Here is a 25,026-nt window from a genome sequence, read left to right on the forward strand (position 1 = left end):
TTTTATAACACAAATTTTAATTCTAAGTGCGACCGCTACACTTTTGCTATCTAAAGCCCAGTTTCTATCATTGAAGTGGCGTGAGTTCGTGAAACTAAATTTAAAACTTAAAATATCAAAGGCAAGAAGCAGGTATTGCAGGTACGTAATCAATGTAAATCAAAGCTACGTTGATTAATAAGCCACACACCGTATACATCTACAGATAAAATTGGAATAGAGTAAAATTTATATCAAAAAAGGTGTAAGCAAAATTGGACTGGTCTAACTTTAACCTTCATGGTGATGCTCCTGACCGTGCATTGGAGTCCCTAACAGGAATAATTTTCGAGCGATGGTGTTACCGTGAGTATCCTTATCCTTCACAGGTTAGCCAGGTAATATTTGTTAATGGGTCGGGAGGAGATGGAGGCGTTGAAGCGTATGCTCGTCTGAATAATGGAGATGTCATCGGTTTACAGGCAAAATGGTTTAGAGAACCACTTGAATCTTCCCAAATCAACCAAATTAAAAGTTCCCTGCAAACGGCTGCAACTAAAAGAGAAGGATTGACTCGATATGTAGTCGCAATTCCTCGTGACTTGAGTGATGTTAGAAGAACTGATAAAAAAGGGAAAAGGGTTGAGACTGAACGCGATCGCTGGAATGATTTTTTCAAGACTGCCAAAACGAATCATCCTGGAGTAACCGTTGATTTATGGGATGAAACCCGAATTATTGACTTACTAGCTGAACTGGGTAGTGAAGGATTACGTCGCTATTGGTTTGAAGGCTCAGTCACTGACCTAGATTACCTTCAGTTGAAATTCCATCAGGCGCAAAATGGTTGGCTCTGTAACCGATATACCCCCGATTTACACCAATCTGGGCAAATAGAGCAGGATTTAAAAATTCGTTTGAATGGACCTGGTGTTTATCCTGAGTGGCTTCAAGACGTTACGAAAATGCGTAATCTTCTAGAGGATGGACAAGTTGCCACAAATCGCCTGAGACGCTACCCAGAATTTATGGATCTGCCAGATGCAGAAAATCTGATTCAAACGGCTCAAAATTGGTTGACAGATGCGATCGCAGAACAAGTTGAGCTAGAAAAACGTCTCTCTCCACATAATTCATTCCCTGTTCCTGATGTTGAGAGCAAATTGGACACCACTGGTAATGAGGATTTACAGAATTTAATTAATGTACTGCTGCCTGAAGAGACAAATACCTCCGACAGAGAAATTATTAAAGATATTCGTGATCTTTTATCGCACGCCCCTTCGTACAAACCCACGAAAACTAAAAATATACGCAGTAAATCCACCTTAATTTTATTGGTTTTTATCCTTAAACTAAGGGGTTCGGAAATATACTTTGTTACTAAATTGCATCAATTTATATTGACGCTAGATACTATTAAAGATATTGGCAGCCAATTAGATAAGTTACCGAAAAGTTGGGGTAAGCGAGAAATTACCCCTCAAAAGCTACGAGATTGGGGGCATCCAGTTATATATATCGGTAATCCTGGTGTTGGGAAAACTGATGCTTTGGCAAACGCAGTCCAACAACATCTAGTTCAGAGAAAACCTGCTGTTTTAATTCGAGCTAGGAATGTTGATTTAACCCAAAGTATTGATTTACTACTGGCAAATGCAATTGGTCAGCCTACTTGGAATCTACGACAAGTTCTTGATGCCCTTGAATCAGCAGCAATCCAATCTCAAGTTCGTTCCGTTGCCAATACTGTTGATGTATCCGAAAGTTTACCAGTTCGAGTGCTGATTGCAGTGGATGGTTTAGATGAGACAACTAGCGCAGAAGATTGGGCAGAAAAACTTGGAGAACTGGCTGTAGTAGCTCAAGAATACCCAAGAATCTTATTTGCATTCTCAGTTCGACCAAGTTTGCTTCAGCGAATTTCTCCACTGAGAAATATTAATAGGATTCGGTTGAGAGGTTCTGACGCTCCACTAGCGGATGTACTTGAAGCACATTGTCAAATTAATGACATTCAATGTCCACCTCTACTACGTTGGGCTTTACAAACTCCTTTAGCTATTCGCCTTTTTGCTGAATTGTATCGAGGACAAAGAATCGAGCATATTTCGTTGCAAAATTTTTCCTTAATCGAATTAATTCAGAAAAAAATTGATAATGTGGAACGTTCTATCAGGGAGCGTGTAGGTGAAGACTGGCCAACAGATATAAAACCAGTTCGTAGTTCTCTCGTTGCGATCGCAAAAACCTGCTTTACAAAAGGAGCAGCATTATCAGAAGAGGAGATGCTGCAAGCTGTTGAGTCAGCGCAGACCCCAAAAGGAATTTTAAATCGTTCACAACTGTTGCACATTCTTAACCAGTGCCGTGATCAAGGGCTATTACTTCGCCGAAGTATGCCTTCAGATGATCTTTTTGCTCCAGAAATTAATACGTGGGAGCCAGCATACGAAACTTTGACAGATTTTCTGCTGGCATGGGAGGCGTATCAAAATGCTAAAAAATCACCTAACAACCCCGATATGCCTCCATATTTGGTACATCGAACAGCATCTGTCAGGCTGGCAGTATATCTCCTAGAAAAGGATGGACATAATTTCTTTGATTCAGAATTGTGGAAAAATAACCTGACAGGTCAGCGTCGAGAAGATATTCAATTTACGGTGCTGTCTATGATACCCTCCCATCAGGGAGAAGCATATCGAGAATGGGTGCTTAATCTATTTAGTCGAGATATGCCTACTTGCTCCAGAATTTTAGAACTCCTTATAGTTCCTGGGCTAAGAATTCCTGGCTATATCTATGGTGCAAAATTCGTCCATGAGGCTCTTTTACCTATGGGAGTAGCAGAGAGAGATTTATTTTGGTCTGGTCTACATCATATATCCCATAATCATGGAGCAAAATGGGAAGGTTACGCCTATGCGGTATTGGAAGAACTTGAATTATATGAAGATGAGCCTTGGGATTCAGCGCCTTTGCTTTTAGCATGGGCAACTACCACTGTTAATAACGATAACCGAAGACGAATTCGGTCTGAACTTTCAGACTGGGGTGATAATAAACCAAGTGAACTTCTAGCACTTCTAGAAACTGCCTTTCAAACTAATGACCTTCAAATGAGAGAGGATCTTTTGATGGCAGTGTATGGTGCTTCTTGTCTTGTCCGTCCTAACGAAACATGGCTACCATTATGTGAGTGGATTATTAACAGCATTTTCAGCCCTAATGCGCCATATCGCACGCATAATCTAATCATCAGGCACTGCGCTCGTAGTTTAATTGATAGGTCTCGAACTTGTGGTGTCTTAATTTCAGAGGAGCTTCTGGTACATCTACGCACAACTTATGTAGACCCAAACGAATTACTTCCACTTGATCATAGCTCTATCAGTAGTATTGATGAAGAACACGGCATTAATCCAGCTACTATGGATCTTGCTTGGTATGTTGTGCCTCAAGCAATAGAACCTTTTTTTGATAACAGCCATTTTGCAAGAATGGCTCATTCTACGTATGCCAATGCTGGTAAATCTCCACAGTATTCTACCTTGGCTCAAAAATTTCTAACACATCATGCCAAAGCTTATCATTTGTCAGAGCTAACACCTAAACGTCTTGCTTTGGCTTTCGTTCGCGCTTATGCTTTGAGCTTGGGCTGGTCTGAGAAAATTTTCATTGGAAATCCTCAAGGTGGCGATCCTGGTGAGATTTTGGGTGCAGATATTGCTATTTCACGGAAGCATGGGAAAGCAACGCATGGGGAACAAAGTTCAATGGCTTCGTTCGGTGAGAAGTATGTCTGGGCAGCCACGCATGAACTCACTGGTTTTCTATCTGATCGCGTCACAGCTTATGATTGGAAGCATAAACCTCATCAACCTCCTGTCAATTTGGGAATTCTGGCTAAAGTAAATAACCCAGCAACTGATATTGGTTATGGTGAATTCAATTCAGGTACAGTTTTAGCCTTTTCAGAGCTTATTCCAGATGTTGACTTAACTGAACCAGTTCAAATTGATAGAGTCAATGAGTGGGTACAGAAAGCTCGTCTACCAGCAGTTGAGCCATTACTTTTGCCTGAATCAAATCAGTTTCCAGAATGGGCGCAAGAGCATGAATGGTTAGTTTTAAAAGCATTTGTGAGAAGACGACATATAGATAGTCAGGCTGAATCGAATTTCTGGGCATCAAGTTTTGTATTTCCATCGTTCGCATCTTCTCTTCTAGAAAACAGTATATGTGATGTCGAAACACGGGATTTATATGATTTTAAGGCAATTGTTGATGCAATGGAAACCTACCAAGATCCATGTGAGGTAGTTTGGGCCCCCTGGATTCGAGAGGCAGAAGGAATTGTCCATCCTGTGGTTTATAATTCAGTCGGACAAACAAAAGCAATTCCTTTGCAAGCCGGAACTTGTCAAGTTTATTGGCGTAGTCCAGATGGTGAAGCAGAAGAGTGGTTGCCAGCAAAGTGGCTGAGAAGGATGTTAGGAGTTGTTGATTTCCGCGCAGGAAAATTTTTGAATGCGTCAGGAGAAATCTTAGCCTTCACAATAAAACAATCTGGTGAAAGCGGGGAAAGGCATGAGAGCGATATTCTTTTTGCTCGCCGTGATGTAGTTACTAATGCCTTAAAAATAAGGAACTTGTCCTTGGCTTGTGGAATTCGGCTATATCGTGAGCCATCATATCCACTTATTATGCTGTCAGATGAAAAAAGGATGTATCGAGACTGGTATGCAACTGTGTTTTTCTCAGATGATTCTTTAAAAACTGTCATTTGTAAGGATTTGGTTGCTCGTTGGGGAAACAATGCCTAGTAATAGCTATTTTATTGGCTTGTTCGGTTTACTTTACCTACAACTTCGGTTTTTGCACATTTCGACTGAAAGCTTATATTGCTAAAATAAGAAGTAAGTTAAATATTTAAGTCATTCGGTGTGTCACGGGTTCGAGTCCCGTAACTTCCATTACGAGGGGGTTTAGCTCAGTGGTAGAGCAACCGGCTGTTATCAGCAAAAGGTCAGGAATCGCTACATCCTGGCCTTTTGCTATTTTTATTAAATCGCTGGTGGTAATTTTGTGGAATAAGTAAGTGGGCGATATGTCTACGGCTAGGGAAGCGATCGCATTAACGCTAGAAAAGGTGCGAAGTGGGCAATATTTAAGTAGGGGAATGAGTTTTATCAAAAGTGCTATCATAAAAATTGATACAAACAAAACCCCGCCCTTCTTCATACTATCTCCTTTTAACCCTGTTCTGTCAGGAATTATTTATTGAGGGAAGTAGGGTTGAGTGTATGAGTTTATATAACTACAAAAATATTTGATTATTGATTTGGAGTGGGTTTCTAATGACATTTAGCATTCAACATTTAATTGGAAGCCAGCAAACGGTTACAAAGGTAATGCCCAATGAGTCAGTTCAGATAGCACTAGAACGGATGATTAAGTATGATTATACTCACAATACCTTAGTCAAATTACGAGGGTGAGATGATAATGCTTTAACCATGAACTCCCGTTCCTCGCTCTTGCTTGGCAAAAACAATCACCCCTAAAAATTCCTTAAAGGTTTCCGACAAGGATTTTTTAAATGTATTGACGGTAGGATAAGGGTTTTAGATTCTAAACTACCTTTTCATCGAAACGCTTATATATGATTATTTTTGCCGTTTTTGCCAAAAATTATCAAGGCTCTTATTTTGGCAATAGTATTGTACTCAATTACCAGTTGTTGATCGTGAAGATAAAGTACAAGGAATGGTCACAAGTGACTCAATTCTTCGCGCACTCAATCACTTTGGAGTCACTTTAGAATTATTACGAGTTTCTGATGCTATGGTTAAAGCTCGTGAGTTCCGTGCTGATGAAGAATTGTTTGATTTATTAGATGACTTAAGAGACACCTACGCCGTGCTTATTGTAGACAGTGAGCGTCGTATTAGCGGTATTGTGACGAGTTATGACACAACTGAATATTTTCGTAGATATGCGGAAGATATCATGCTTGTTGAAGATATTGAAAATACAATTAAGGATTATATTTTAGCTGCTTTTACAAATGAAGTTAGTGAAATTGATCAGATGGCATTAAATCAATCTATAGAAGAAATTATTCCCTCCAACAAGGAATTAAAAGGCAAATTTAAACAAGCAATTGGTGTTTATTTAAAGGATAATATCAGCAGTCAGACAATAAACAATGAATCAATAGAAAATATTTTTAATGACTATTTTCAGCCCAAAAAGCAGGAAAAAACATTTGATAAACTAACTCTTTTTGAGTATACAGAACTATTTTTACATAACAGTCGTTGGACTAAATATAGTTCCATTTTTAGTCTGCCACCAAAAGCAATTCGTAACTTACTGAATCCAGTAAGACAAACTAGAAATGATTTAGCCCACTTTCGCGGAGAAATTTCTTCTCAGCAACGGGAACAACTCAGATTCTGCAAAGACTGGTTATCCAGGCATCAATCTGCTGTGAGTGATCATTTCAAAATAGGCGCAAATGAAGTAACCCAGGAAAATGATGTTGAATGTGAACTATTGACTGCTCAGAAAACATCTACTATTTCGGAAATTTCCCCTGCTGATGAAACTGTAAGTTTAAATAGAAGTCGGTATACAGCACTAGCTATTTGGTTACAGAATCAAACCGTTGGTCAAAACAAATTACAACTAACATTTCAACAAGTTGAAGAAATTATCCGTGATGAGTTACCAGTATCTGCACGTCGTCATCGTTCCTGGTGGGCTAATGACTCTGTTAACCATCCCCAATCTCAACAGTGGTTAAATGTAGGATGGCGTGTAGCTTCAATTAATATGAATGAAGAAAGAGTTCTTTTTGCAAGAATTGAAGAACAAGAAAAAGCTTATATTAATTTTTTTAGCACCCTTTTAGCAGAGTTAGGTAACTTGTCTGATTTCCCCGTCAACGAGCTTTCTCAAGATGGTCGGCACTTAGCTACTGTTGCAGGAGTACCTATAAAAGGCTCTCAATCTGCTAACTTAACCTTTACTTTTACTCCCGACAGAAAATTTAGGGTTGAACTTTATATTGATAAAGGTACATCAAAACACAACAAGCATATATTTGATGCGCTCTATCTTCGTAAAGATGAAATAGAGAAATCACTGGAAGAAAGCTTAACCTGGGAACGTATGAATACCAGAAATACTTCTCGTATTGCCCTATATCGCAATGGTGCAATTACAGATACTAAGCAAGAACTTCAAGAATTGCAAGATTGGGCGATAACAATAATGCTTAAATTTCAAAAGGTAATGGAGCAAAATGTTAGTGAAATTGTGTTGAAATTACTAAACTAAAAAATACATAATTTTTTGGTGGTGCTAAATTCAGGTATGAAATTTTCTGTGACTTGAACTATAATTTGAGCCAAATTGTGAACCATAACATGAGCCATAAGTAACGCCAAATTAAGCTTTTCAACTAATAGCAATATAAAACTTTGCATCAAATAATGAGCCAGAGTAGATTTTTTGCACCATAAGATAAGCCTGAGTTTTAAGAACTCTGTCGAACAAAGGTAGAAGTAAATAACCCTCAAGAAACAGCACAATTATCAACTTTAATACCAAGATATGGTTCAAAGTAACCATGTTATGCTTCAGAAACATTAGTAATCATCAATCTCGTCTTATGTAGTAGCAATCCAAAACTGTTGCTAAATAAAGGAAAAGACACGCTTATCATCTTTTATTGCAATGAACTGCTCTCAAAAAACAATGGTGTTTCTATAACCCATATTGAGGGATGATTCGGCACAACAACATTCCCATGTAATACACCGTTAATTTGACGTTTTTCCCATGTAATACATGGGAAAAATTAGTTCTCTACATTGCGTCATTGCGCTATAATTAGAGGAAGTAAAAAAATAATCAACAATCATGTCACGTTTCTCAAATCCACAAAATCAAAGACACCATGAGCGTTATCACAATTCAATATCGCTTGGTTGCTGAAGAAGACAGCCTCCGTAAACTCCTACAGTGATTTTGCGCGATTCCTGCGGAGCGCTTCGCTATCGTACCTCCTCACATTCCCAAAAAGGCGATTCCTACGGACTGCTTCGCTTATTGCCTTTCATCCCTTCACAATCAACTATCCAGATCAATCCATTCCCGCCCCGCTTTTTCTGCGGCTTCTGGACTGTAATAAAGTTTGCGTTCACCAAACACCTCACCACCAGTAGTAATTAACCGGAACTGCCAACAGTCTGATTCTGTGTAAAATACCAATAAGGTAACATTATTAATAATGGTAACTGAATCAACTTTAGTAAACATTGCCGTTTTAGGATCTAAATTAATCAAAACTTCTCCGTATTTTAAAATAGGTTTTTACTTTAGTTAAAACATAGAGTATTTATGAAAGAGTAACTATTTTAGGCTAGAATATTAGGTAGATATCAACAAATTAAAGTAGAGAAACGAAGTTGTAATAACAATTTCTATTATAGCATTTTATGACCAAAAAAGAAATTACTGCAAATTACGATGAATCTTGGAAAGAAGCCTTAAACGAATATTTTGATAGTTTCTTATCCTTCTTCTTTCCTGTAGCTTATAAAGCAATTGATTGGACAAAACCACCGGAATCACTAGACAAAGAACTACAGCAAATCACCGCATCCTCAGAAACCGAAAAACGCATTGCAGATAAACTGTACAAAGTTTGGTTATTGGATAAAACACAAGTATGGATTTTAATTCATATTGAGATTCAGAGTCAATATGATGTTGACTTCCAGGAACGAATGTACATTTATAATTACCGAGCCTTTGACCTTTATCATAAATTTGTGGTGGGTTTGGCAATTTTAGGTGATACAAGTCCCACTTGGCGACCTAACAGTTATCATCAAGCAATGTTAGATTGTGAATTAAGTCTGAAGTTCCCCATTGCTAAACTCCTGGACTATGAATCACGGTGGAATGAACTAGAATCAAGTGATAATCCCTTTGCTATCATAGTAATGGCACACTTGAAAACCAAAGCTACCACAGGGAATTTAGCAAAACGGGAACAGTGGAAATGGACATTAATTAGGGGACTTTACGAGCGAGGCTTAACAAAAGAAAAAATAGTTAAACTCTTTAAAATCATTGATAAGATGATGTCATTGCCCAAAGAATTGCAACGAGGATTAGTAGCTAAAATCAAACATTTAGAGGAGGAAAATCAAATGCCTTTCATTAGTCCAACAGAAGAATTAGCAATGGAACGCGGTGAATTAAAAGGAGAACAACAACTAATTCTCCGACTATTAAATCGGCGATTTGGTGAAATTGAATCATCATTTATTGACACAATTCGGACATTGACAATTGACCAATTAGAATTACTCGGTGAAGCGCTCCTAGATTTCTCCACTGTCACTGATTTAGAACAATGGTTACAAAATAAACCAGAGTCTTAGGGTAAACAAAAACCCCACTTTCATTAACTACTGTGGGGTCAAACAAATTACCAGAAGCCGAGATTATAGAAAATTAAATCATTACTCAAAATTATAAACTCAGCGAGTTTCATAGACTTTATCATCAATGAATTACTCAATTGCTATTAAAACACTTAAACAAGATTGTATTTTATCTCAGGTGATAGAGCAAATAGGCGAATGTCGTTTAAATCAAGCACAACAAACCGGGGATTTATTATATTGTTTATCCTGTGCAATTATCTATCAGCAATTATCAGGTAAAGCAGCATCGGCTATTCACCATAGATTTTTACAATTATATGATTCTTTAACACCTATTGATATTATTAATACTCCTGATGAAGTTTTACGCTCGGTGGGTATTTCTCGTCCTAAAATCACCTATTTAAAAGACTTAGCACAACGATATGAACAATGGGGTAAAGACAAGATACGCGCAAAATGTATCACACTGTAAAGTTTTGTAACGTAGTTATGTATTTATGTCTTCCAAACATTCAAACATTCAAACATTGCCTAGTTTGGCTTATTTTAGGCAATGTTATGAGAGCAACTGAGCGGAAGAACAAGGGTTTTGTCCTTTCTTGATCAGAGTCTTCAACTTCCGTTTTCGGCAATGCTTTACAAGATGGGATAAATAAGCGCGAAGCTTTTATAAGACTGAAAGCCTTACTCAGTATACTTTTTTAGTATATAGACAAAGGCGGTTGCCTTCAGTTTGTTACAAAAAATTTACATCGTGATAAATTTTGCGCGTATCTTGTCTTTACCCCTAGTCTGCGACATTTTCACTTTGTCCGCGAACCGACAACGGAGTTTGAGAAATTCTTAGAGGAAACTTCAGACTATAATTGATATCACAACTGATATCGTCATGAATAACAAGACCCCACCCAGTGAAATGATCCGCGTGCCGACTGTACTAATTCCGGTAGTACGGCAACTAGCCAAAATCCACCGCGACGGTCACACAACGGCGTTATTGCAAGGATTACAGGAATTGATAGCGCAGTTCGATAGCAGTGTAAAACTGGAAGCAACCACCGAATTACAGCAGGTGGAGGAGAAACTTTTAGAACTGGAAACCCATCTTTGCCAACAAGATCAACAGGTGGCCACTAAATTGGAAGTCCTTGGTAAACAGTTAGAGAAGATTGAAAAAGCAATCGCTTCTGGCAAATACAGTGGTGGTAATTCTCGACCCCGGCGGTCAGGGTATCCCTACCAGTATCAACAACAAGCAGTAGAAATCAAAGAATTTGCTCCTGAGAACTTAGCGCAACGGTTGGGGGTAACACCGCATAGTCTAATCACAGAACGGGAAAGCAAGAGTGAGAAAGAATTTATCAGTTGGTCCAGGAATCGAGATCCCAGTAGTTTAGGCTGGAAATTTCAGGTTAGTGATGGGCTGTATTATCCAGTTAGGCAGTAGAATTAACGACGTTTGGGAATACTAAGAAATTGTACCGCTTGTCGTTTGGTTTCTTCACCCCGACGGTCATATCTAGCAGTTTGGTCAGTGGTGGCATGACCTACTAATTTCTGTACAGTCACAATATCAACACCAGAATCTAATAAATCAGAAATAAAAGTTCTGCGGAAATCATGTGGTGAAAATTCACTAACCCCAGCTTCTTTTCCGCGTTTTTCCAAAATCAATAATACAGCCTGAGAAGAAAGTTGTCGGAGAGTAACCACACCTGCCTTATTAATATGACAAAATAATGCCCCCGCTTCTGGTCCCCTCACTTTTAACCAATCTTTCACCACCGTCACCGCCCCATCTGGTAAATAAACAGTGCGGTCTTTACCACCCTTACCACTGAGGATTTTGAGACTACCAGCCTTAAAATCACTCAAGTTTAAATTCACAACTTCCCCCCGACGTAAACCTGCACCTCTAAGAATTGCTATTAATGCCGCATCTCTATAACCAATGGGAGTTGGATCAGCAAAACATACTTGCATTAGGGCATCAATTTCACCCTCTGATAGACACCGACCCTTGAGTTCCCTCCCAGATTTAATACAGGGAATATCAACAGCCCTAGCGAAATCGTTGGCATCCATCAGTTCCAAACGCACAGTTTCTTTGAGTACCCGACGTAAAGCACTAAGCATTTTGTTGGCAGTTGCCGGGGCATATTTTTCCATCAAAATCACCCTCACAGCAGCGGTGTGTTTGTAGCGGAGTTTAGACCAGTCCAGAGTCAGCGCATCGCAAGTGTTAGCAGTTATGATGTTGGCGATCGCATTTAGGGCTTGTTCCATAGTCCGCCGAGAACCCGCACCCAAAGAAGCAAGGTAAACAGCGGCGGGGTGTTCAGTTAGGGGTACAGGAGCAGTCAAGGATAAAGAGACAGAATTTATTTCACCGATATCGGTAGAGTCAGACATTTACTTATGGGAAGATGCGTTCTTACTATCTATATTCTCACAACTAATTTAACAATTTTGTCAGGTTTTTCCTAGCCTACAGGTTTCCTCTAAGAAAATGTGCCAGTGTTTTCCTTATTTTCTTTTCCTCTAAGAAAATTTAGTAGTGGTTTTCCCACCAAGTTTAGCGTTGCTGTCACCAGGGGCAAGATAACCTGAAAGTATTACCAATAAAGGTTTTCAGTTGCTACCCTGCCAAAACGGGAGAATCGTCCGCTAAGGCTAAAACCTAGACACAGCAAGAGTTTCCAGACCATCTTGCAGGTTTTTACAAGGATCTCGGTCTGTTACCTTTTTGTGACTTATCAGCAGAGAATAGTTTTGAAGACCTGCTTTGAGGAGAAACTTTCATGACTATTTCCATGTATCAAGCCTTAATGCCATCAATTGTTCGCTCGCTGAATAATCTCATGGCAATTCTGGAAAAGGGTGCTGCACACGCAGAAGCTAGAAAAATAGATCCATCAATACTGATTAATAGCCGACTCTATCCTGATATGTTGCCATTAGTGCGACAAGTTCAAATTGCTTCCGATGTTGCTAGAAGAGGTGCAGCTAGACTGGCCGGACTGGAAGCTCCCCAAATGGAAGACACCGAAACTACCTTTCCTGATCTGATTGCTCGTCTTCAAAACACTATCGCTTATCTGGAAACATTAACACCTGAGCAAATTGATGGTTCAGAAGAAAAGTCAATTTCCCTACCAGTAGGCAAAGAAACCATAAATTTTGAGGGGTTGTCTTATCTGCTTTACTTTATTTTGCCTAACGTTTATTTTCATGTCACTACTGCTTATAACATTCTTAGACATTGTGGTGTAGAACTAGGTAAGCGCGATTTCCTTGGTAATCCTTAACTATCAGTAGGTTTAAAAATAAGTAGAGTTGGGATGCTTGTAAATGCAACAATACTCAATGCTGCAAGCAAACCACTCAAAATTTCCCCCAAGAAAATTTAACGATTCTCAAACCCTGACAAATCAAACAACGACAATTGCCCCACAGAAATATTACCCTTACCACCACGATGATAACTAAGATGACATTTTGGACATAAAGCTACTAAATTTTCGGGTCTATTGTCTGATGGATCACGATTCCAATGGTGAACTTGTAGATATGTACGGGATTCCTTTGGTTGATCTGGAGGTAAAAGGCGATTACATTTCTGACAACACCAATTAGTTTTTTCCTTGATGGTTTTGGCTAGTTCTTTCCAGTATTTTGGGTATCCCATGATAACTGTTGAATCTTAATATCAGCACTTTACTATTATTAAATAATAACATTTTTATTGATAAATGTACCAATAAATTACTATCCTTTCCTATTATTAGGATTTTATTAATGTTTCTGATAAATAGATATATGGGATATAATTACAATATTGCTTTAATTGACAATTATAATAATTATTTACCAATGCGAAACCTGACTCCTGCTTCAATTTTCTTCCTATTCCCTGATTCAAAATACTAAACTCCAGTATATCCCCAATGTTAATTAAACCTCAAATTAAAACTCCAGAGAAATTACCGTTTCTAGAAAAATTATGTTGGCAAAGAGAAGATATAGAAAATCTGACTCCTTTAGAAATGCTGAGAATATATGAACGCGGGTGGCATTACCGGGGAGTTTTAGGCAACTTGAGCCAAATAGAAGCCTTATTTGTGCAACAATTAGCTCAATATTATCATTCATGGTTAGGAGCGAAAATGTTTGAAAGGGAATTTCATCGAAAAATTTTAATTGTTCTTAATCAATTAAATGCTAATTTTTTATTAGAGTGTGGCGCGTATTTTGGCGGTGGGACTCTGGTTAGTTTAAATCATGGGGAATATAGATTAAGCAAGGATATAGATTTTCTCTGTTCCACTGGTACTGGCTACCGATTACTGCGCCAAAAAATAGCTGAAAATCAATATAATGCCCTTTTTAACACTCAAAATAATCTCAACCTCCCCGGAGAAATTAAAGCTGACCAGTACGGAATAAGATTTGCCATTATTGTTGATGAAACTCTGATTAAATTTGAGATAATTATGGAAGGACGGATTGAATTGGGAGAGGCAGATTATCCTAGTTGGTCGCCTGTCCCATGCTTAAATCAAATTGACAGTTTTGCGGAAAAACTTTTAGCTAATTCTGACAGATGGAATGATTCCTCGGTAGAGTCGAGAGATTTAATTGATTTGGCTATGCAAAGGCTCAATTCTCCTATTCCTCAAGCAGCTATTGAGAAGGCAGAATCAGCTTATCCTGTAATTGAACCTTTAAAAAAAGCGATATCCTTTTTCCAAAATCACCCTAATTATCGAGACAAATGTTTTACGGCTTTGAGAATTGCCGAACCTAGTAAAATTATTGATGGTATTGATTTAATGGCGGCTGATTTTAATTTAAACAAGACAACTAGAATATTTAGCGAATCTCAACGAGACGGGGAATAACAATTAATCGCATATCCTAATTGATAGGATTTTATTAAGGTTTTTGTTTAATATGATAAACTAGAACTTTATTGATTTAATAATATGAAACCCCAAAATTACTTTATTGTCTTTGGTATATAAAAATTAAAGTTCCTCCTACACAAATGTTAGCAGTAGAAAGACAAGAGTTTTTGATGGTAGCTGAGAAGATTTCGGGTGAGAAGAAATTACCACAGCTACAAAATGCAGATATCAGAGATATTGCTAATCAACTAGGTTCTTTAGCACCTACTGGGACTTTTGCAACGTTGGAAAGTTTTAGAAAGACTGAGGTATTGGGTTTACTTAATTCTGCTTTACAACAAGCTAAGTCTGATATTTTAACTATAGGTGAATACACGATTTCTAGATCCAGGGATGTAGAAGCTGGAGTGGCACAATTGCGGCTACATAAAACTAATCATCAGGGTGAACAAGAAGAAATGGTATCTTTTACTCTCTATAAAACAGCAGAAGGTATTGTTAAACAGGTAGATTATCTTAATATGAGTGATTGGGATTTAACACAGTTAAAGTTTATATCCCGCAATGCTCATTTGTTTGATTTGGAAAAGTATGGTTTAGTTGATAAAGCAAGGGATGGTAGCAAGGAGGTTAAGAATATAGCTGATATACCAGTTCCTTTACATCCTGCTCTTAAAAAGGTATAGCAGCAAGTGGAAAGGGATAATTCTCATATTAATTCTTCTCTCGTTAATGCAGACGAGGTTAAAGCGGGTATTCGAGATAAACTTGAAAAGTCTCAGGAGATGCTTTCTGTGGGTGAACAGAGGGAATTATATTTTCAACTTTTGATTTTACAGAGTTTAAAGGATGATAATCTGCAAAATAAAATGCCACCTTTGAGAGAGATAACTAATGATTTGGAACGGTGGCGGAAGGAAGTTATTGCAAATAACTATACTCCAAAAATGAGTATATTGAGAGAGGATCTTGATGCTACTAGAAAATCAAGTAAATCTAGAGATGTTGCTTCTTTTTCACTATGAACAGCAGTATAATGGAGAACAATATCTGACTACTCATAAGATATTGAAGAGAAAACCTGAAATCAGCCATAATATACCCCATCCATCTTGAAAACTTGAGTTTTCGCCATAGAAAAACTATAGGTTTCAACGTAGACGGGGTTTAACTGTGAAAAACTATATGAACAACCTATTACTTCCTCAAGATTTCCGAGTATATGTAGGTGAGGTTGGTGTAATCAATCATCCTTACTCTGGCTACCAAGAGCGGATTTTACCCACTGTAAATCTTTATCTAGGCAAAGATGGAGGTTATATTGCTATTTACTCTCGCAACGCTGTTCATGGGGTTTATAGCGTTGGCGGAGGCATTTATGTAATTGGACAAATTCGTCTACAAGGAAAGTATATAGGCAGAATTTTTCACCCTGCGGGATACGAGGGACAAGATATAAGCGCCGCAGAGGAGTTCAAGCAATTGGCAGACGAGACTTTCCCCTCTTGTCAGGGAGATTGTTGGGCTGGAGGGGATACAGGAGGATGGTTTGGTATTGCTTAGTGGGAGGTGCTACTGAATAAAAACGCTCCCCACTTGTACCTTAATCAATACTCAATACTTAGAGTGATAGAAGAAGTTTATATTAGTGCGATTCACCAATTAAGGTGAAAGCAGCCCAATTTTTGGGGTGAGAATATTGTTGCATTGTCGTTAGCATTGCTTGACGCAAAGATTCGGCTTTATCAGCGTTTTTCTGGAATTGTTTATAAAAATTAGTCATTAGCTCAACAGTCTGGGAATCAGGTATTGCCCATAAAGATACAATCACACTAGGAACACCCGCAGAAATAAAGGATCGAGATAGCCCAATCACTCCGTCTCCTGTTAATCTGCCTCGTCCTGTGTCACAGGCACTGAGAACCACTAATTCTGCATTTAGTTTGAGGTCTAAGATTTCTTCAGCCGTAAGCAGACCATTATCATTACCAGAAGGAGCTAGGGCGATCGCACTGCCCAATCCCCGAACGTTATCTAGTAATCCGTGAGTGGCTAGATGAATGATTCTTGCTTTGGGCATTTTCTCTACTATTACCTTTTTAGTACCATTGCTTCCTGTAATAGCTGGAGTCTGAAAAAGAAGTGCGATCGCTTCTGCTTCCTTTTTAGCCCCCGGTAAAGAGTTTAAAGGCTGAGGCTGTTCCCCCATTCTGTGAGGTAGACTGGGCATAGTTGGATTTCCCAATACCAATACTTCTTGAAGTGCAGCTTGGTTCACTTTTGCTTGTTGTTGGCGTGTTAACTGCAATACCTGAACTGAAGGAGCGGTGAGAATGGTGTGTTTTTCAATTAAATATTGACCAGATTCATCTTTGAGAGCAGGGAAAGGAACGAGAAACAAAGAGCCTTGAGGCATAAAGATAACTTTGGCAGTATCTTCTGTGGGCAATAGATCGGCAATTGGTTGAATTAGAATTTGATGAAGTTTTTTCAGGCGTTGTGATAAATCGCCTCCTTCAGTATCAGTTTTTTTAAGAACTACTGGCTTCCATTCTCGACCTCTTACACCCAGAGAATCACGAGTAAGGCGAACAAGGTATTCAAGAGTATTGTTTGTCTGCCACAACGGTTTTAAGTCAACATTACGAAAGGCTATTTCCCCTGTGGGTTTAATTACCCAAATATAGAGTTCTGAGTCGGCAAATCCTGGCTTACCTTGAACTTTAAATTCATCACCAATAATCGAATACTCAACTAAAGTGGCATTTTGAGCTTTAGCGATTTGTTTAATTTGCTGTAGGGTAGGTGAAGCAATAGTTGATTCAGAGTTTTCGGTGGGGGATAATCGTGAAGCTAACAACTCTACGAAGGCACGGGCGCGTCCCCGTTCAGCTACTTCGAGAGCTTCAGTAATTTTATTCTGGGCGATGAGGACTTTTTGTAATAATCGGTAAGTGCGAGCTTGCTCTTCAAAAACCGAAACTTTATAAGCATCATTATCACCCAATCTTGCCCTTATTGATTCCCAGGCTTGCATTGCAGTGCAAAGAAATTTTTCTGCTTCCCCAAAATTACCAAATTTGAAGTGAATACCACCTAAATTGTTCAGTGCATTCCCTTCAGCATCGAGGTCTTTGATTTCTCTAGCAATCTCTAAACTCTTTAGAGTATAATTAAGTGCTTGGGTATATTCTTCTTGGTAATAGTAACTAAGTCCCAGACCGCCCAAAGCAATCCCCTCTCCTTGGCGATCTTTGTATATGCGGGCGAGATCCAAATATTGTTGCTGATAGTTAATCGCTTGAGCATAGTCTCCCAAGTGCTGGGAAATATTACCTAAATTTCCTAAGCTACGCCCTTTACCTATGGGGTCTTGGATTTGTTGGGCGAGGTTTAGACTCTGCTCTTGGTAATCCTTTGCTTTGGTAAAATCTCCCTTAGCAGAATAAACTATTCCCGTATTATTTAAAGTTTTCACCTTATTACGAGGTTCTTGGAGATAGTTGGCAAACTCAAGACTATTTTCATAGTATTCAATCGCTTGATCGTATTCTCCCAAGAAATAGTAAGCTAGTCCAATACTTTCTAATGCACCGGACACACCTTGGAAGTCCCGCCATTGCTCTTTGATAGTCAAGCATTGTTGAGCGCAGTCAATTGCTTCGGCGTAGTATCCCAAGTTCCTGTAAGCAATTCCCAGCGTTCCTAGAACATCTGCTTTTCCTGTTTCTTGGTGTGGTTGCTGTGAGAAAAATTCCAATAATTGTTGTAGATATTGAATTGCTTCAGAGAATTTACCTAAGCTATTGCAAACTGCTCCCAGATTTCCTAAAACTCTTGCTTCTTGTTCTTGATCTTGCAATTCTCGATATATAGTTAGTGCATTTTTTAAAGACTGTTCTGCGGCTTCCAATTGACCAGTATTAACTTGCTCGAAAGCTTTTTCCATCAGTCGGTGTGCTTCTTGTTGCTGAGGATTATTATTAATTGCAAATCCAGCTAAAGCTTGCTGAACCAGATTCTCTAACCACTGATAATTAATTTCTCTAGCAATGGCTAAAGATTGGTTATAAAAATTAATTACTTCATCATAGTTCGCAACAGCAAAGTAAGCATTTCCTAACCAAAATAAAGTCTCTGCTTCACCTTGCCGATCTTGGATATTCTGGTAGATATTTAGGGCTTCGTTCAAATTATTTACAGCAGCTTCGTGAGTACGACTCCGTATTTGCTGCATCCCTTGTTCAAACAGTTGTCTCGCTTGCTCTTGGAGTTGTCTATAATTCATGATTGTTCAGTTACAAAATTATTTATACAATAGTTTCCAAAGATATGAGGTGCGAATTTAGTGGACAAGATACTCCCAGAGAGTTTAATTATTACCTCATTTGAATTAAACACAGCCTATTTCAGATATATGAGGTACAGATTTTAGGAACAAGGCTTTATGCAAAGAGACTTTTAACCCTGTTCTCTGTTCCCTGCTGTATGGCAAAAGTAAAACAAAAATTCCTACTTTTTCCGTTTAATTGGTTACTTTTTTTGAATGAGATATTTACTTAAATACTTGAGAGATTCTGAACTTTCAACAAAGTAAGTCAGATGGTCACAAGCCACTTCTTGGATATTGGGAGGAATCATTCTTCCTTCTGGAATACTCTGAATGCTGTCCACTTTCACAGCAATATCATTTGGTTGACCAAAGAAAGGAAATTCCACAACTTGAGTGCCTAACTTTTGTATCAGTCGCTTTAATCGGCTCGCTTTTCCCCCTTCTTCCTCCATTGCTGCCCTCTTAATAGAGGTATTACCAGCAATCACTGAATACGGAATACCAGGATCGGGACTTGCTGCTAAGGTTCTAAGAAACGGAGAACTAGGCTTCATCTGGTCTAGAGTCACATCCACTGCTTCCAGCCCACTAGCCAGTCCTCCTAGCACTTTTACTGGCCAAGCAACCGTAGACAGGCTATTAAGTCCAATTCCCAAAGCCACTGTCGCCAAATCTTGAACCGTTGGCCAAGGAGAACCTGCATTGGGCGTTCCTAACATCACTAAATGTTGGACAACCTGATTACCTCCTTCTCGCTCAATAAACCAACGGGAAACTAACCCTCCCATAGAATGAGCGACAATATGTAGAACTTTACCGTGATTGACTGTCAAATCTACATCTTCAAGTTTCTTTTTGAGAATGCGAGCAATTTCTGGAATGTCAGTGTTAATGTTCTCGTAGTCAAAAGTTAGAACTAGGTCATAAAGGTCATTGAGGGGGCTTTCTTGCCCGTCTACTGAAACTTTCGCCCTTTGAACACTCTTGACCATATCTTTGGTATCACCCAAAATCCCGTGAACGTAGAGCAAGATACGATTTGCATTTTTTACCTGGTCTTTGATATTTTCTACAGGAGTTACGGTTTGATCTTCAGCAACTTTAACCGCCCTGAGATGATAACCGTCAAACTTTCGACCCAGCTTTTCGCCGATCACCTTTACAAAACACATCCAAATAGAGCCTACTACGTCTCTATCTCCACTGTATGGGGTTGACAATCGTTCTAACTTAATTTCCGTTTGCGCGTTGCCGTTTTCATCTTCAATTGTTGTCCCATAACCTAATGGCAAGTAAAACTCACCATCATAGGCGATAGGTAAAAGGTGTTCACCTTCTCCTAGTGGAATATCAGTCAACAATCTTAAAGGGTGTGTTTTGGTGACAACTTCAGGGTTTTCCACATCAGTGAGTTCCAATACACTTAACCCCGGATCAGTGCCACGACTGATGGTAAATTGAAATGGCTGAGTTACTTGAGGGTCTTCTCGCAGAATAGGTGGTAAAATAACTTTTTCTAGACTGCGACTGGCTTGAGGTACAGTAGTTAAACGAGCCTTAGCCTTTAAGCTCGGATGGGGCTGTAACCTGACCCCTGAACCTAAATTTTGCGAGTCTGCGTTAGAAACAGATTTGGTATCCAAGAGACGTACAGTGGTAATTGTGACTTGCTTGGTAATCCAATCTTGATAGTTCTGTAGTTTGGCTTTTTTCCACTCACGATTTTGAACCTTATTCATGAGACGATTTAAGCTATTTTGATTGATTACCCCTCGATCTACTCCTCCTTTCGCGTCTTTAGGCGCATCAAGTTTGTTCTGAGTTAACAATCTGGCATCAAACTCGGCGGTACTAACAATCAACTTAATGGTGTTGTTATACTCGGTAATTTTTTCAGGCAACTCATCTGGTAAGGTTAATATTCCCTCTTCAGAGATATAAGGTTCTCCTTTTGGAGAAAGCTGAATATAACCCGCTTCCATTCCGTTAAAAGGGACTTCGACTGCGAACAGGTCTGTGAGGAGGAGCAAGCTACAGTAAAGTAGCTTATCACTTTTATTAGTGAGTTTTATTTGAACAGTAGATGGTTCTTTTGTACCGTCCTCCCTTAGTTTGTACTCCAAACGAGTCTCTTCAGGAGATAAGTCCTGATCGCCAAAGATAAGTTCCATCTCTATGTCACCCTCTTTAATTACACCATTACCAGAACCTCCGAGTTGAGCGATCGCACTCCAGCGAGCAATATGTTCTAAGCGTTGAATTGCTTTTTGGGCATTGTCTTGAGTGTAACCATCAATTTGAGCTACCAAGGGGTGGTCATCTTGAGGTCGGACAATTAAATACTGGTTCTTGCGACATAATAGACGAAAGTGGGCTTTAGCAAGTTCTTCCTCTTCACGGACATAGGCTGAGGATTGGTTGTGGTTGTTCAAACCTGCTGACTCCATTGCTTGGCGTGCCAATTTCACTCCATCTTCTTCACCCTCTAAATAAACTGCTAAAGGTGGAAGAGGCAGACTGATGATAACCGCTTTAAATGTCTTTTTCTTATCAGGATCTAGGACTTTAATGTAACTGATGGCGGGTAACACCAAAGTTACTGCTGCCTCACCAAGAGATTGAGAAGGATCATGTAGGTCTTCAACATTGCTGTTAGAAGGGAAAAGTGCGAGTAACGTTTTTTCATCTCCAGAAGGACTTTGAACGCCATGAACACCACCACCATCAATCACCCAATTATGATGTTCTTGGCTATAACTGACTGTAAAATAATGACTACGTTCTGCGATTGTACCTTTAAGGAAAATTTGGTCTTCAGCCTCTGAATAATTAACTTCAAGTTGAGGAGACTGAAGTGTAACCTGATTGTTAACTAAGGATTTTGCTTCTCTAAACAAATATTGATAGGATATGTTTCCTTTGGCTTGTTTTAACGTCTCTAATAAACAATAAGAAAAAGCTCCCCTCTGTTTACCATTCCCGTTTATTTCTTTCGCTACTTCACTATCTCGACAAGCAGCTAGTAAAACATGAGAACCTGTAAGTATTTTCCAGCCAGAAGGATGATCCTTAAGACTACTATAAGTCAATGAGTTTTTGATCTGTTGCTGCAATTCAGGGAGATAACTATTTAAAGGTCGATTTCGTTTATCTATGCTGGTAAGACGTACTCCCGTTTCTTGTAAGGGATCTCTTGTTCCAGAACCTGAATGACAGCTATCAAGAATAATGCAGATATGTGGCTTTTTTTCTGATACTTCAGCAATCAGTTGTGCCAACTCTTTATCTGCTAAACCCCAACCACCTTCAGTGCGACTATCATAACAAACCAAAGTTTCATTAAGTCGGTCTGGCTCTAAATGCCGAAACTCCTCCGGTGCTAGTTCTTGAGAACCATGTCCACTGTAGTAAAACATAACTACATCGTTGTTCCTAGCTTGACAAAGATGGTTACGGAAGCCATCAATAACTGCATGACGAGTTGCTTGCTCATTCTTAAGTGTTAGTAAATTCAACTTATATTTTTCTTTATCAGATCGTTCGTTAAGATACTCTTTCATTGCTGTTATGTCATTAACACAGCCTTGTAATTGATTCACTTGAATAACTGAATCTGGAGCGTAGTGATCAATTCCCACTAATAGGGCGTAAATACTATGAGTCATACTTTATTGAAAATTGATTTATATTTATTAAATATCATACTTTTATGCAGCAATAAACAGCATTCTAAATCAACATAGATGAATAAAATTTACTAATCACCTAAGTATATGCCTAAGTGATACTACTATTTGAGTATCTTTACGACTCATGAGGGTAGGGAATAGAAAGCGTTCAGAAATCAAATAGGAGTCCTATAGTATTACTATCTGCTAACGCAGACATAACTAGTAAATCAAAATTTGATCCCAGCTTTGGTTATTTATTTACTACTCTTTGAACAAGCAATAAATCCTGAACAACCAGCACAGTAACTTAGGTTCAGCTTCTTTCACCTATTTGCAACCCCAATCAATATTCAAACCCATGCTGAAAAAAACCACAAACCCAAAAACTGATTGACACCTTAAAACTACTCCCTCCACACTGGCCTATCATCCCCACCCAAGGGAAAAGACCATTAGGGTATCAATGGGAACAACATCCCTGGTCTCCTCAAGGATTGCTGAACCAACTCCAGCAATATGAAAAAGTACCAGTCAGAACCCGCCATCACGGTTTTTACACAGTAACCCCCACAGGTATTGGTGTACTTTGCGGTCAAAACTCCCAGGAATTTTTAATCGCCATAGACTGTGATGGATACAGCACCCATGCAGCAATTATCGCTTATCAACCACTACCCACCACAGTTGCATTTACATCAGGACAACCAGGAAGGGCGCAATATTTTCTGTAATTACTAATAACCTGACCTACAAGTTTCCTGGTTTCTATTCCAACAATTTCTCTAACTCCCCCAACAATTTCTCTAGCTTTTTGGTTTTTTTAGCATCTTCCCACACCTGAGCATTCTTCAACCGTTTACCAATCTCGGAATATTTAGCATTCAATGTTTCTTTGGCTGTGATTTTCCCTGGGGTTAATTCCTTTACTAACTGCTTAATCTCACTTAAAGATAGATTTTCATTAAGAACTTTATCCAGTAGTTCCCTACGTTCACCGTCATCTTTGAGTTTAGCGATCGCTCTGGCTTTGGTGTATTCTATTTTCCCCTGCCGCAATATTTCCAATACATCATCGGGTAAATTCAATAATGGTAAACGACTAGTCCGAAAACTTTCAGCACTGAATCTCCCCACACCTGACAACACTGATTCAATAATTTCCAGTTGACGGGAAACGTTTTCCGTCAGTTCTAATCCCCGTTTTTTGGCGTTGGCGACTTGATTGAGAATTGATATAACCTCACCAGAATTTACATCAAGTTCAATACTGAGTAGTTCTAGAATCCCCTCGGTTTCTTCAACTGGGTTTAAATCTTCCCGTTGCAGGTTTTCCAGTAAAGCGATTTGCAGGGTTTGGAGGTCAGATAATTCCTTGGTGATAATTGGTACTTCCGTCAACCCCGCTTCTTTGGCCGCCCGGAGTCGGCGTTCACCAGCGACTAACTCAAATTCACCATTAACAGCACGCACCAACAAAGGTTGTAAAATCCCGTGTTCTTTAACTGACTGCACCAATTGACTGAGTTTCTCAGGGTCAAAATACCGTCGGGGTTGTTGAGCAGGTAAACGAATTTTATCAATATTAACGGTGGCAGTTGGTGATTCTGATTCCACATCCATACTCAACAAATCTTCCACACCACGCATTTTTGGGAGTTCTAAAGGTTTCTTGACCATTACAGTTTCTCCATCCCCAATGCTATCTTTTTCAGAACTGCGATCGCTGGATGTTTGGGGTCATACACAGCCAATGGTTGACTATTCATCACCGCATCGGCAAAGGCCGTGGCACGGGGTATTTTCGGATAAACTTTGGCTAGTGGTGATAACTGCTGTTCCAAAGCCTCCAAAATTACTTTGTCTTGGTTGGCGTTTACGTACAAGGTTGGCACAAATCCGGCGATCGCTAATTTCGGATTGATATGTTTCTTCACCTGTTTGATGCTATCCAACAATAACTCCGTTCCCTTGAATGCTTTGTAATGAGTCTGAACTGGTACTAAAACATGAGTAGCAGCACAGAGTCCGAGAATACTGAGGATACCTAAAGAGGGAGGACAATCAATCAAAATGAAATCGTAGTTATTTAAAATGGGTTCTAAAGCTTGTTTGAGTCGTAGTTCCCTGGCCATAACCGCAGAGAGTTGTAATTCGACCGCACTGAGGGTAATATTAGCCGGGGCTAAATCCATACCATGTAAATTGTGGTGAATTGGTAATTTAGTCTCTGGTGTGAGTAGTGAGTCAGCAACGATTTCTTCAAGTTCATGGGGTTCAAGTCCCATAAAAGTTGTCAGGGATGCCTGGGGGTCAGTATCCACCAATAAAACTTTATGTTTGAGGGAAAGATGATAACCCAAATTCATCGTCAGACTGGTTTTCATCACCCCACCGGCTTGATTGAAAATAGCAATAATTTTAGTCACAATTTTCTTTAAATTCTTGGTTCTACAGTTTATGGTAATACTTGAGAGTAGCCCTTTCAAGGTGGTGAAATTTTGAAAGAAGATTGGTTGTTTCAACCTTCAAAAAAACCAAAATATGAGCGGAAGATTCAAGATGATAGTAATGAAATGACGTATTTCCGTTAGTCACCTTGAAAGGACTATACTTGAGAGTCAGGAAAAATCAGGGGTTATTCATTAACAAAATCCTTACTT

At 39.1% G+C, this 25,026-nt stretch carries 20 protein-coding genes; 12 read left to right on the top strand and 8 right to left on the bottom strand.

Features of this window, described 5'->3' with window-relative positions; translation table 11 throughout:
- The first annotated feature begins 254 nt into the window (after nucleotides 1-254).
- Nucleotides 255-4,808: a hypothetical protein gene (locus ANA_RS22575; RefSeq protein ID WP_015081596.1), complete on the top strand. Its 4,554-nt coding sequence runs from the start codon at nucleotides 255-257 to the stop codon at nucleotides 4,806-4,808.
- Nucleotides 4,809-4,914: 106 nt separating this feature from the next.
- On the opposite strand, the gene ANA_RS22580 is transcribed toward ANA_RS22575, so the two are convergent.
- Entirely contained in the window at nucleotides 4,915-5,190 is a 276-nt protein-coding gene (locus tag ANA_RS22580) for a hypothetical protein (protein ID WP_148279157.1), read from the bottom strand.
- A 152-nt stretch (nucleotides 5,191-5,342) separates the two neighbouring features.
- On the opposite strand from ANA_RS22580, the gene ANA_RS27995 reads away from it, so the two are divergent.
- Together ANA_RS27995 and ANA_RS22585 are read left to right on the top strand one after the other, a co-directional pair.
- On the top strand, nucleotides 5,343-5,483 hold the full coding sequence (locus ANA_RS27995; RefSeq protein ID WP_235082146.1) for a hypothetical protein: 141 nt from the start codon (nucleotides 5,343-5,345) through the stop codon (nucleotides 5,481-5,483).
- Nucleotides 5,484-5,829: 346 nt separating this feature from the next.
- Entirely contained in the window at nucleotides 5,830-7,329 is a 1,500-nt protein-coding gene (locus ANA_RS22585; RefSeq protein ID WP_158310566.1) for a DUF4268 domain-containing protein, read from the top strand.
- A gap of 795 nt (nucleotides 7,330-8,124) precedes the next feature.
- Here ANA_RS22585 and ANA_RS22590 read toward each other — a convergent pair.
- Nucleotides 8,125-8,313 carry a hypothetical protein gene (locus ANA_RS22590; RefSeq protein ID WP_015081600.1) on the bottom strand — a complete coding sequence of 63 codons (189 nt, stop codon included), beginning with the start codon at nucleotides 8,311-8,313 and terminating at the stop codon, nucleotides 8,125-8,127.
- 179 nt (nucleotides 8,314-8,492) lie between these two features.
- Here ANA_RS22590 and ANA_RS22595 point away from each other — a divergent pair, with 179 nt between their 5' ends.
- The 3 genes from ANA_RS22595 to ANA_RS22605 all read left to right on the top strand — a co-directional run bounded on the left by ANA_RS22595 (nucleotide 8,493) and on the right by ANA_RS22605 (nucleotide 10,902).
- Nucleotides 8,493-9,446 carry a DUF4351 domain-containing protein gene (locus ANA_RS22595; RefSeq protein ID WP_015081601.1) on the top strand — a complete coding sequence of 318 codons (954 nt, stop codon included), beginning with the start codon at nucleotides 8,493-8,495 and terminating at the stop codon, nucleotides 9,444-9,446.
- A gap of 127 nt (nucleotides 9,447-9,573) precedes the next feature.
- Complete coding sequence (locus ANA_RS22600; protein WP_015081602.1) at nucleotides 9,574-9,927, top strand: HhH-GPD domain-containing protein; 354 nt, start codon at nucleotides 9,574-9,576, stop codon at nucleotides 9,925-9,927.
- Between the two features lie 417 nt (nucleotides 9,928-10,344).
- Nucleotides 10,345-10,902 (top strand): hypothetical protein, encoded by a 558-nt coding sequence (locus ANA_RS22605; protein ID WP_015081603.1) that lies wholly within the window; start codon nucleotides 10,345-10,347, stop codon nucleotides 10,900-10,902.
- A 2-nt stretch (nucleotides 10,903-10,904) separates the two neighbouring features.
- Here the strand turns inward: ANA_RS22605 and ANA_RS22610 are convergent, their stop codons facing one another.
- Complete coding sequence (locus ANA_RS22610; RefSeq protein ID WP_015081604.1) at nucleotides 10,905-11,867, bottom strand: tyrosine-type recombinase/integrase; 963 nt, start codon at nucleotides 11,865-11,867, stop codon at nucleotides 10,905-10,907.
- Nucleotides 11,868-12,256: 389 nt separating this feature from the next.
- Here ANA_RS22610 and ANA_RS22615 point away from each other — a divergent pair, with 389 nt between their 5' ends.
- Nucleotides 12,257-12,763: a DUF1993 domain-containing protein gene (locus ANA_RS22615; RefSeq protein ID WP_015081605.1), complete on the top strand. Its 507-nt coding sequence runs from the start codon at nucleotides 12,257-12,259 to the stop codon at nucleotides 12,761-12,763.
- Nucleotides 12,764-12,861: 98 nt separating this feature from the next.
- Here the strand turns inward: ANA_RS22615 and ANA_RS22620 are convergent, their stop codons facing one another.
- Nucleotides 12,862-13,143 carry an HNH endonuclease signature motif containing protein gene (locus ANA_RS22620; RefSeq protein ID WP_015081606.1) on the bottom strand — a complete coding sequence of 94 codons (282 nt, stop codon included), beginning with the start codon at nucleotides 13,141-13,143 and terminating at the stop codon, nucleotides 12,862-12,864.
- 259 nt (nucleotides 13,144-13,402) lie between these two features.
- On the opposite strand from ANA_RS22620, the gene ANA_RS22625 reads away from it, so the two are divergent.
- The 4 genes from ANA_RS22625 (at nucleotide 13,403) to ANA_RS22635 (ending at nucleotide 15,925) form a co-directional block, all read left to right on the top strand.
- Nucleotides 13,403-14,356: a nucleotidyl transferase AbiEii/AbiGii toxin family protein gene (locus ANA_RS22625; RefSeq protein ID WP_015081607.1), complete on the top strand. Its 954-nt coding sequence runs from the start codon at nucleotides 13,403-13,405 to the stop codon at nucleotides 14,354-14,356.
- 146 nt (nucleotides 14,357-14,502) lie between these two features.
- On the top strand, nucleotides 14,503-15,048 hold the full coding sequence (locus ANA_RS28000) for a hypothetical protein (RefSeq protein ID WP_235082148.1): 546 nt from the start codon (nucleotides 14,503-14,505) through the stop codon (nucleotides 15,046-15,048).
- A 6-nt stretch (nucleotides 15,049-15,054) separates the two neighbouring features.
- Complete coding sequence (locus ANA_RS28005; protein ID WP_235082151.1) at nucleotides 15,055-15,387, top strand: hypothetical protein; 333 nt, start codon at nucleotides 15,055-15,057, stop codon at nucleotides 15,385-15,387.
- A 160-nt stretch (nucleotides 15,388-15,547) separates the two neighbouring features.
- Nucleotides 15,548-15,925 carry a hypothetical protein gene (locus ANA_RS22635; RefSeq protein ID WP_015081608.1) on the top strand — a complete coding sequence of 126 codons (378 nt, stop codon included), beginning with the start codon at nucleotides 15,548-15,550 and terminating at the stop codon, nucleotides 15,923-15,925.
- Nucleotides 15,926-16,007: 82 nt separating this feature from the next.
- Here the strand turns inward: ANA_RS22635 and ANA_RS22640 are convergent, their stop codons facing one another.
- Both ANA_RS22640 and ANA_RS22645 read right to left on the bottom strand, forming a co-directional pair.
- The gene (locus ANA_RS22640) at nucleotides 16,008-18,650 is read right to left on the bottom strand and encodes a CHAT domain-containing tetratricopeptide repeat protein (protein ID WP_015081609.1); all 2,643 of its coding nucleotides are present in this window, start codon (nucleotides 18,648-18,650) and stop codon (nucleotides 16,008-16,010) included.
- A gap of 245 nt (nucleotides 18,651-18,895) precedes the next feature.
- Entirely contained in the window at nucleotides 18,896-22,360 is a 3,465-nt protein-coding gene (locus ANA_RS22645) for a caspase family protein (protein ID WP_015081610.1), read from the bottom strand.
- Nucleotides 22,361-22,791: 431 nt separating this feature from the next.
- Here ANA_RS22645 and ANA_RS22650 point away from each other — a divergent pair, with 431 nt between their 5' ends.
- Nucleotides 22,792-23,097 carry a bifunctional DNA primase/polymerase gene (locus tag ANA_RS22650; protein WP_256380224.1) on the top strand — a complete coding sequence of 102 codons (306 nt, stop codon included), beginning with the start codon at nucleotides 22,792-22,794 and terminating at the stop codon, nucleotides 23,095-23,097.
- A 34-nt stretch (nucleotides 23,098-23,131) separates the two neighbouring features.
- Here the strand turns inward: ANA_RS22650 and ANA_RS22655 are convergent, their stop codons facing one another.
- On the bottom strand, nucleotides 23,132-24,043 hold the full coding sequence (locus ANA_RS22655; protein ID WP_015081612.1) for a ParB/RepB/Spo0J family partition protein: 912 nt from the start codon (nucleotides 24,041-24,043) through the stop codon (nucleotides 23,132-23,134).
- Complete coding sequence (locus tag ANA_RS22660) at nucleotides 24,043-24,792, bottom strand: ParA family protein (RefSeq protein WP_015081613.1); 750 nt, start codon at nucleotides 24,790-24,792, stop codon at nucleotides 24,043-24,045. The genes ANA_RS22655 and ANA_RS22660 overlap by 1 nt, the downstream gene beginning before the upstream one ends.
- Nucleotides 24,793-25,026 lie beyond the last annotated feature (234 nt).

The sequence above is a fragment of the Anabaena sp. 90 genome (assembly GCF_000312705.1).
Taxonomy (GTDB): Bacteria; Cyanobacteriota; Cyanobacteriia; order Cyanobacteriales; family Nostocaceae; genus Dolichospermum; species Dolichospermum lemmermannii.

Bases quoted from the DNA above. Each gene is read 5' to 3' on its own strand.
- ANA_RS22620 (WP_015081606.1), bottom strand. From the start codon at position 13,143: ATGGGATACCCAAAATACTGGAAAGAACTAGCCAAAACCATCAAGGAA.
- ANA_RS22645 (WP_015081610.1), bottom strand. From the start codon at position 22,360: ATGACTCATAGTATTTACGCCCTATTAGTGGGAATTGATCACTACGCT.
- ANA_RS22590 (WP_015081600.1), bottom strand. From the start codon at position 8,313: ATGTTTACTAAAGTTGATTCAGTTACCATTATTAATAATGTTACCTTA.
- ANA_RS22605 (WP_015081603.1), top strand. From the start codon at position 10,345: ATGAATAACAAGACCCCACCCAGTGAAATGATCCGCGTGCCGACTGTA.
- ANA_RS22600 (WP_015081602.1), top strand. From the start codon at position 9,574: ATGAATTACTCAATTGCTATTAAAACACTTAAACAAGATTGTATTTTA.
- ANA_RS27995 (WP_235082146.1), top strand. From the start codon at position 5,343: ATGACATTTAGCATTCAACATTTAATTGGAAGCCAGCAAACGGTTACA.
- ANA_RS22615 (WP_015081605.1), top strand. From the start codon at position 12,257: ATGACTATTTCCATGTATCAAGCCTTAATGCCATCAATTGTTCGCTCG.
- ANA_RS22580 (WP_148279157.1), bottom strand. From the start codon at position 5,190: ATGATAGCACTTTTGATAAAACTCATTCCCCTACTTAAATATTGCCCA.
- ANA_RS22595 (WP_015081601.1), top strand. From the start codon at position 8,493: ATGACCAAAAAAGAAATTACTGCAAATTACGATGAATCTTGGAAAGAA.
- ANA_RS22585 (WP_158310566.1), top strand. From the start codon at position 5,830: ATGGTTAAAGCTCGTGAGTTCCGTGCTGATGAAGAATTGTTTGATTTA.
- ANA_RS28000 (WP_235082148.1), top strand. From the start codon at position 14,503: ATGTTAGCAGTAGAAAGACAAGAGTTTTTGATGGTAGCTGAGAAGATT.
- ANA_RS22640 (WP_015081609.1), bottom strand. From the start codon at position 18,650: ATGAATTATAGACAACTCCAAGAGCAAGCGAGACAACTGTTTGAACAA.
- ANA_RS22610 (WP_015081604.1), bottom strand. From the start codon at position 11,867: ATGTCTGACTCTACCGATATCGGTGAAATAAATTCTGTCTCTTTATCC.
- ANA_RS22625 (WP_015081607.1), top strand. From the start codon at position 13,403: ATGTTAATTAAACCTCAAATTAAAACTCCAGAGAAATTACCGTTTCTA.
- ANA_RS22655 (WP_015081612.1), bottom strand. From the start codon at position 24,043: ATGGTCAAGAAACCTTTAGAACTCCCAAAAATGCGTGGTGTGGAAGAT.
- ANA_RS22635 (WP_015081608.1), top strand. From the start codon at position 15,548: ATGAACAACCTATTACTTCCTCAAGATTTCCGAGTATATGTAGGTGAG.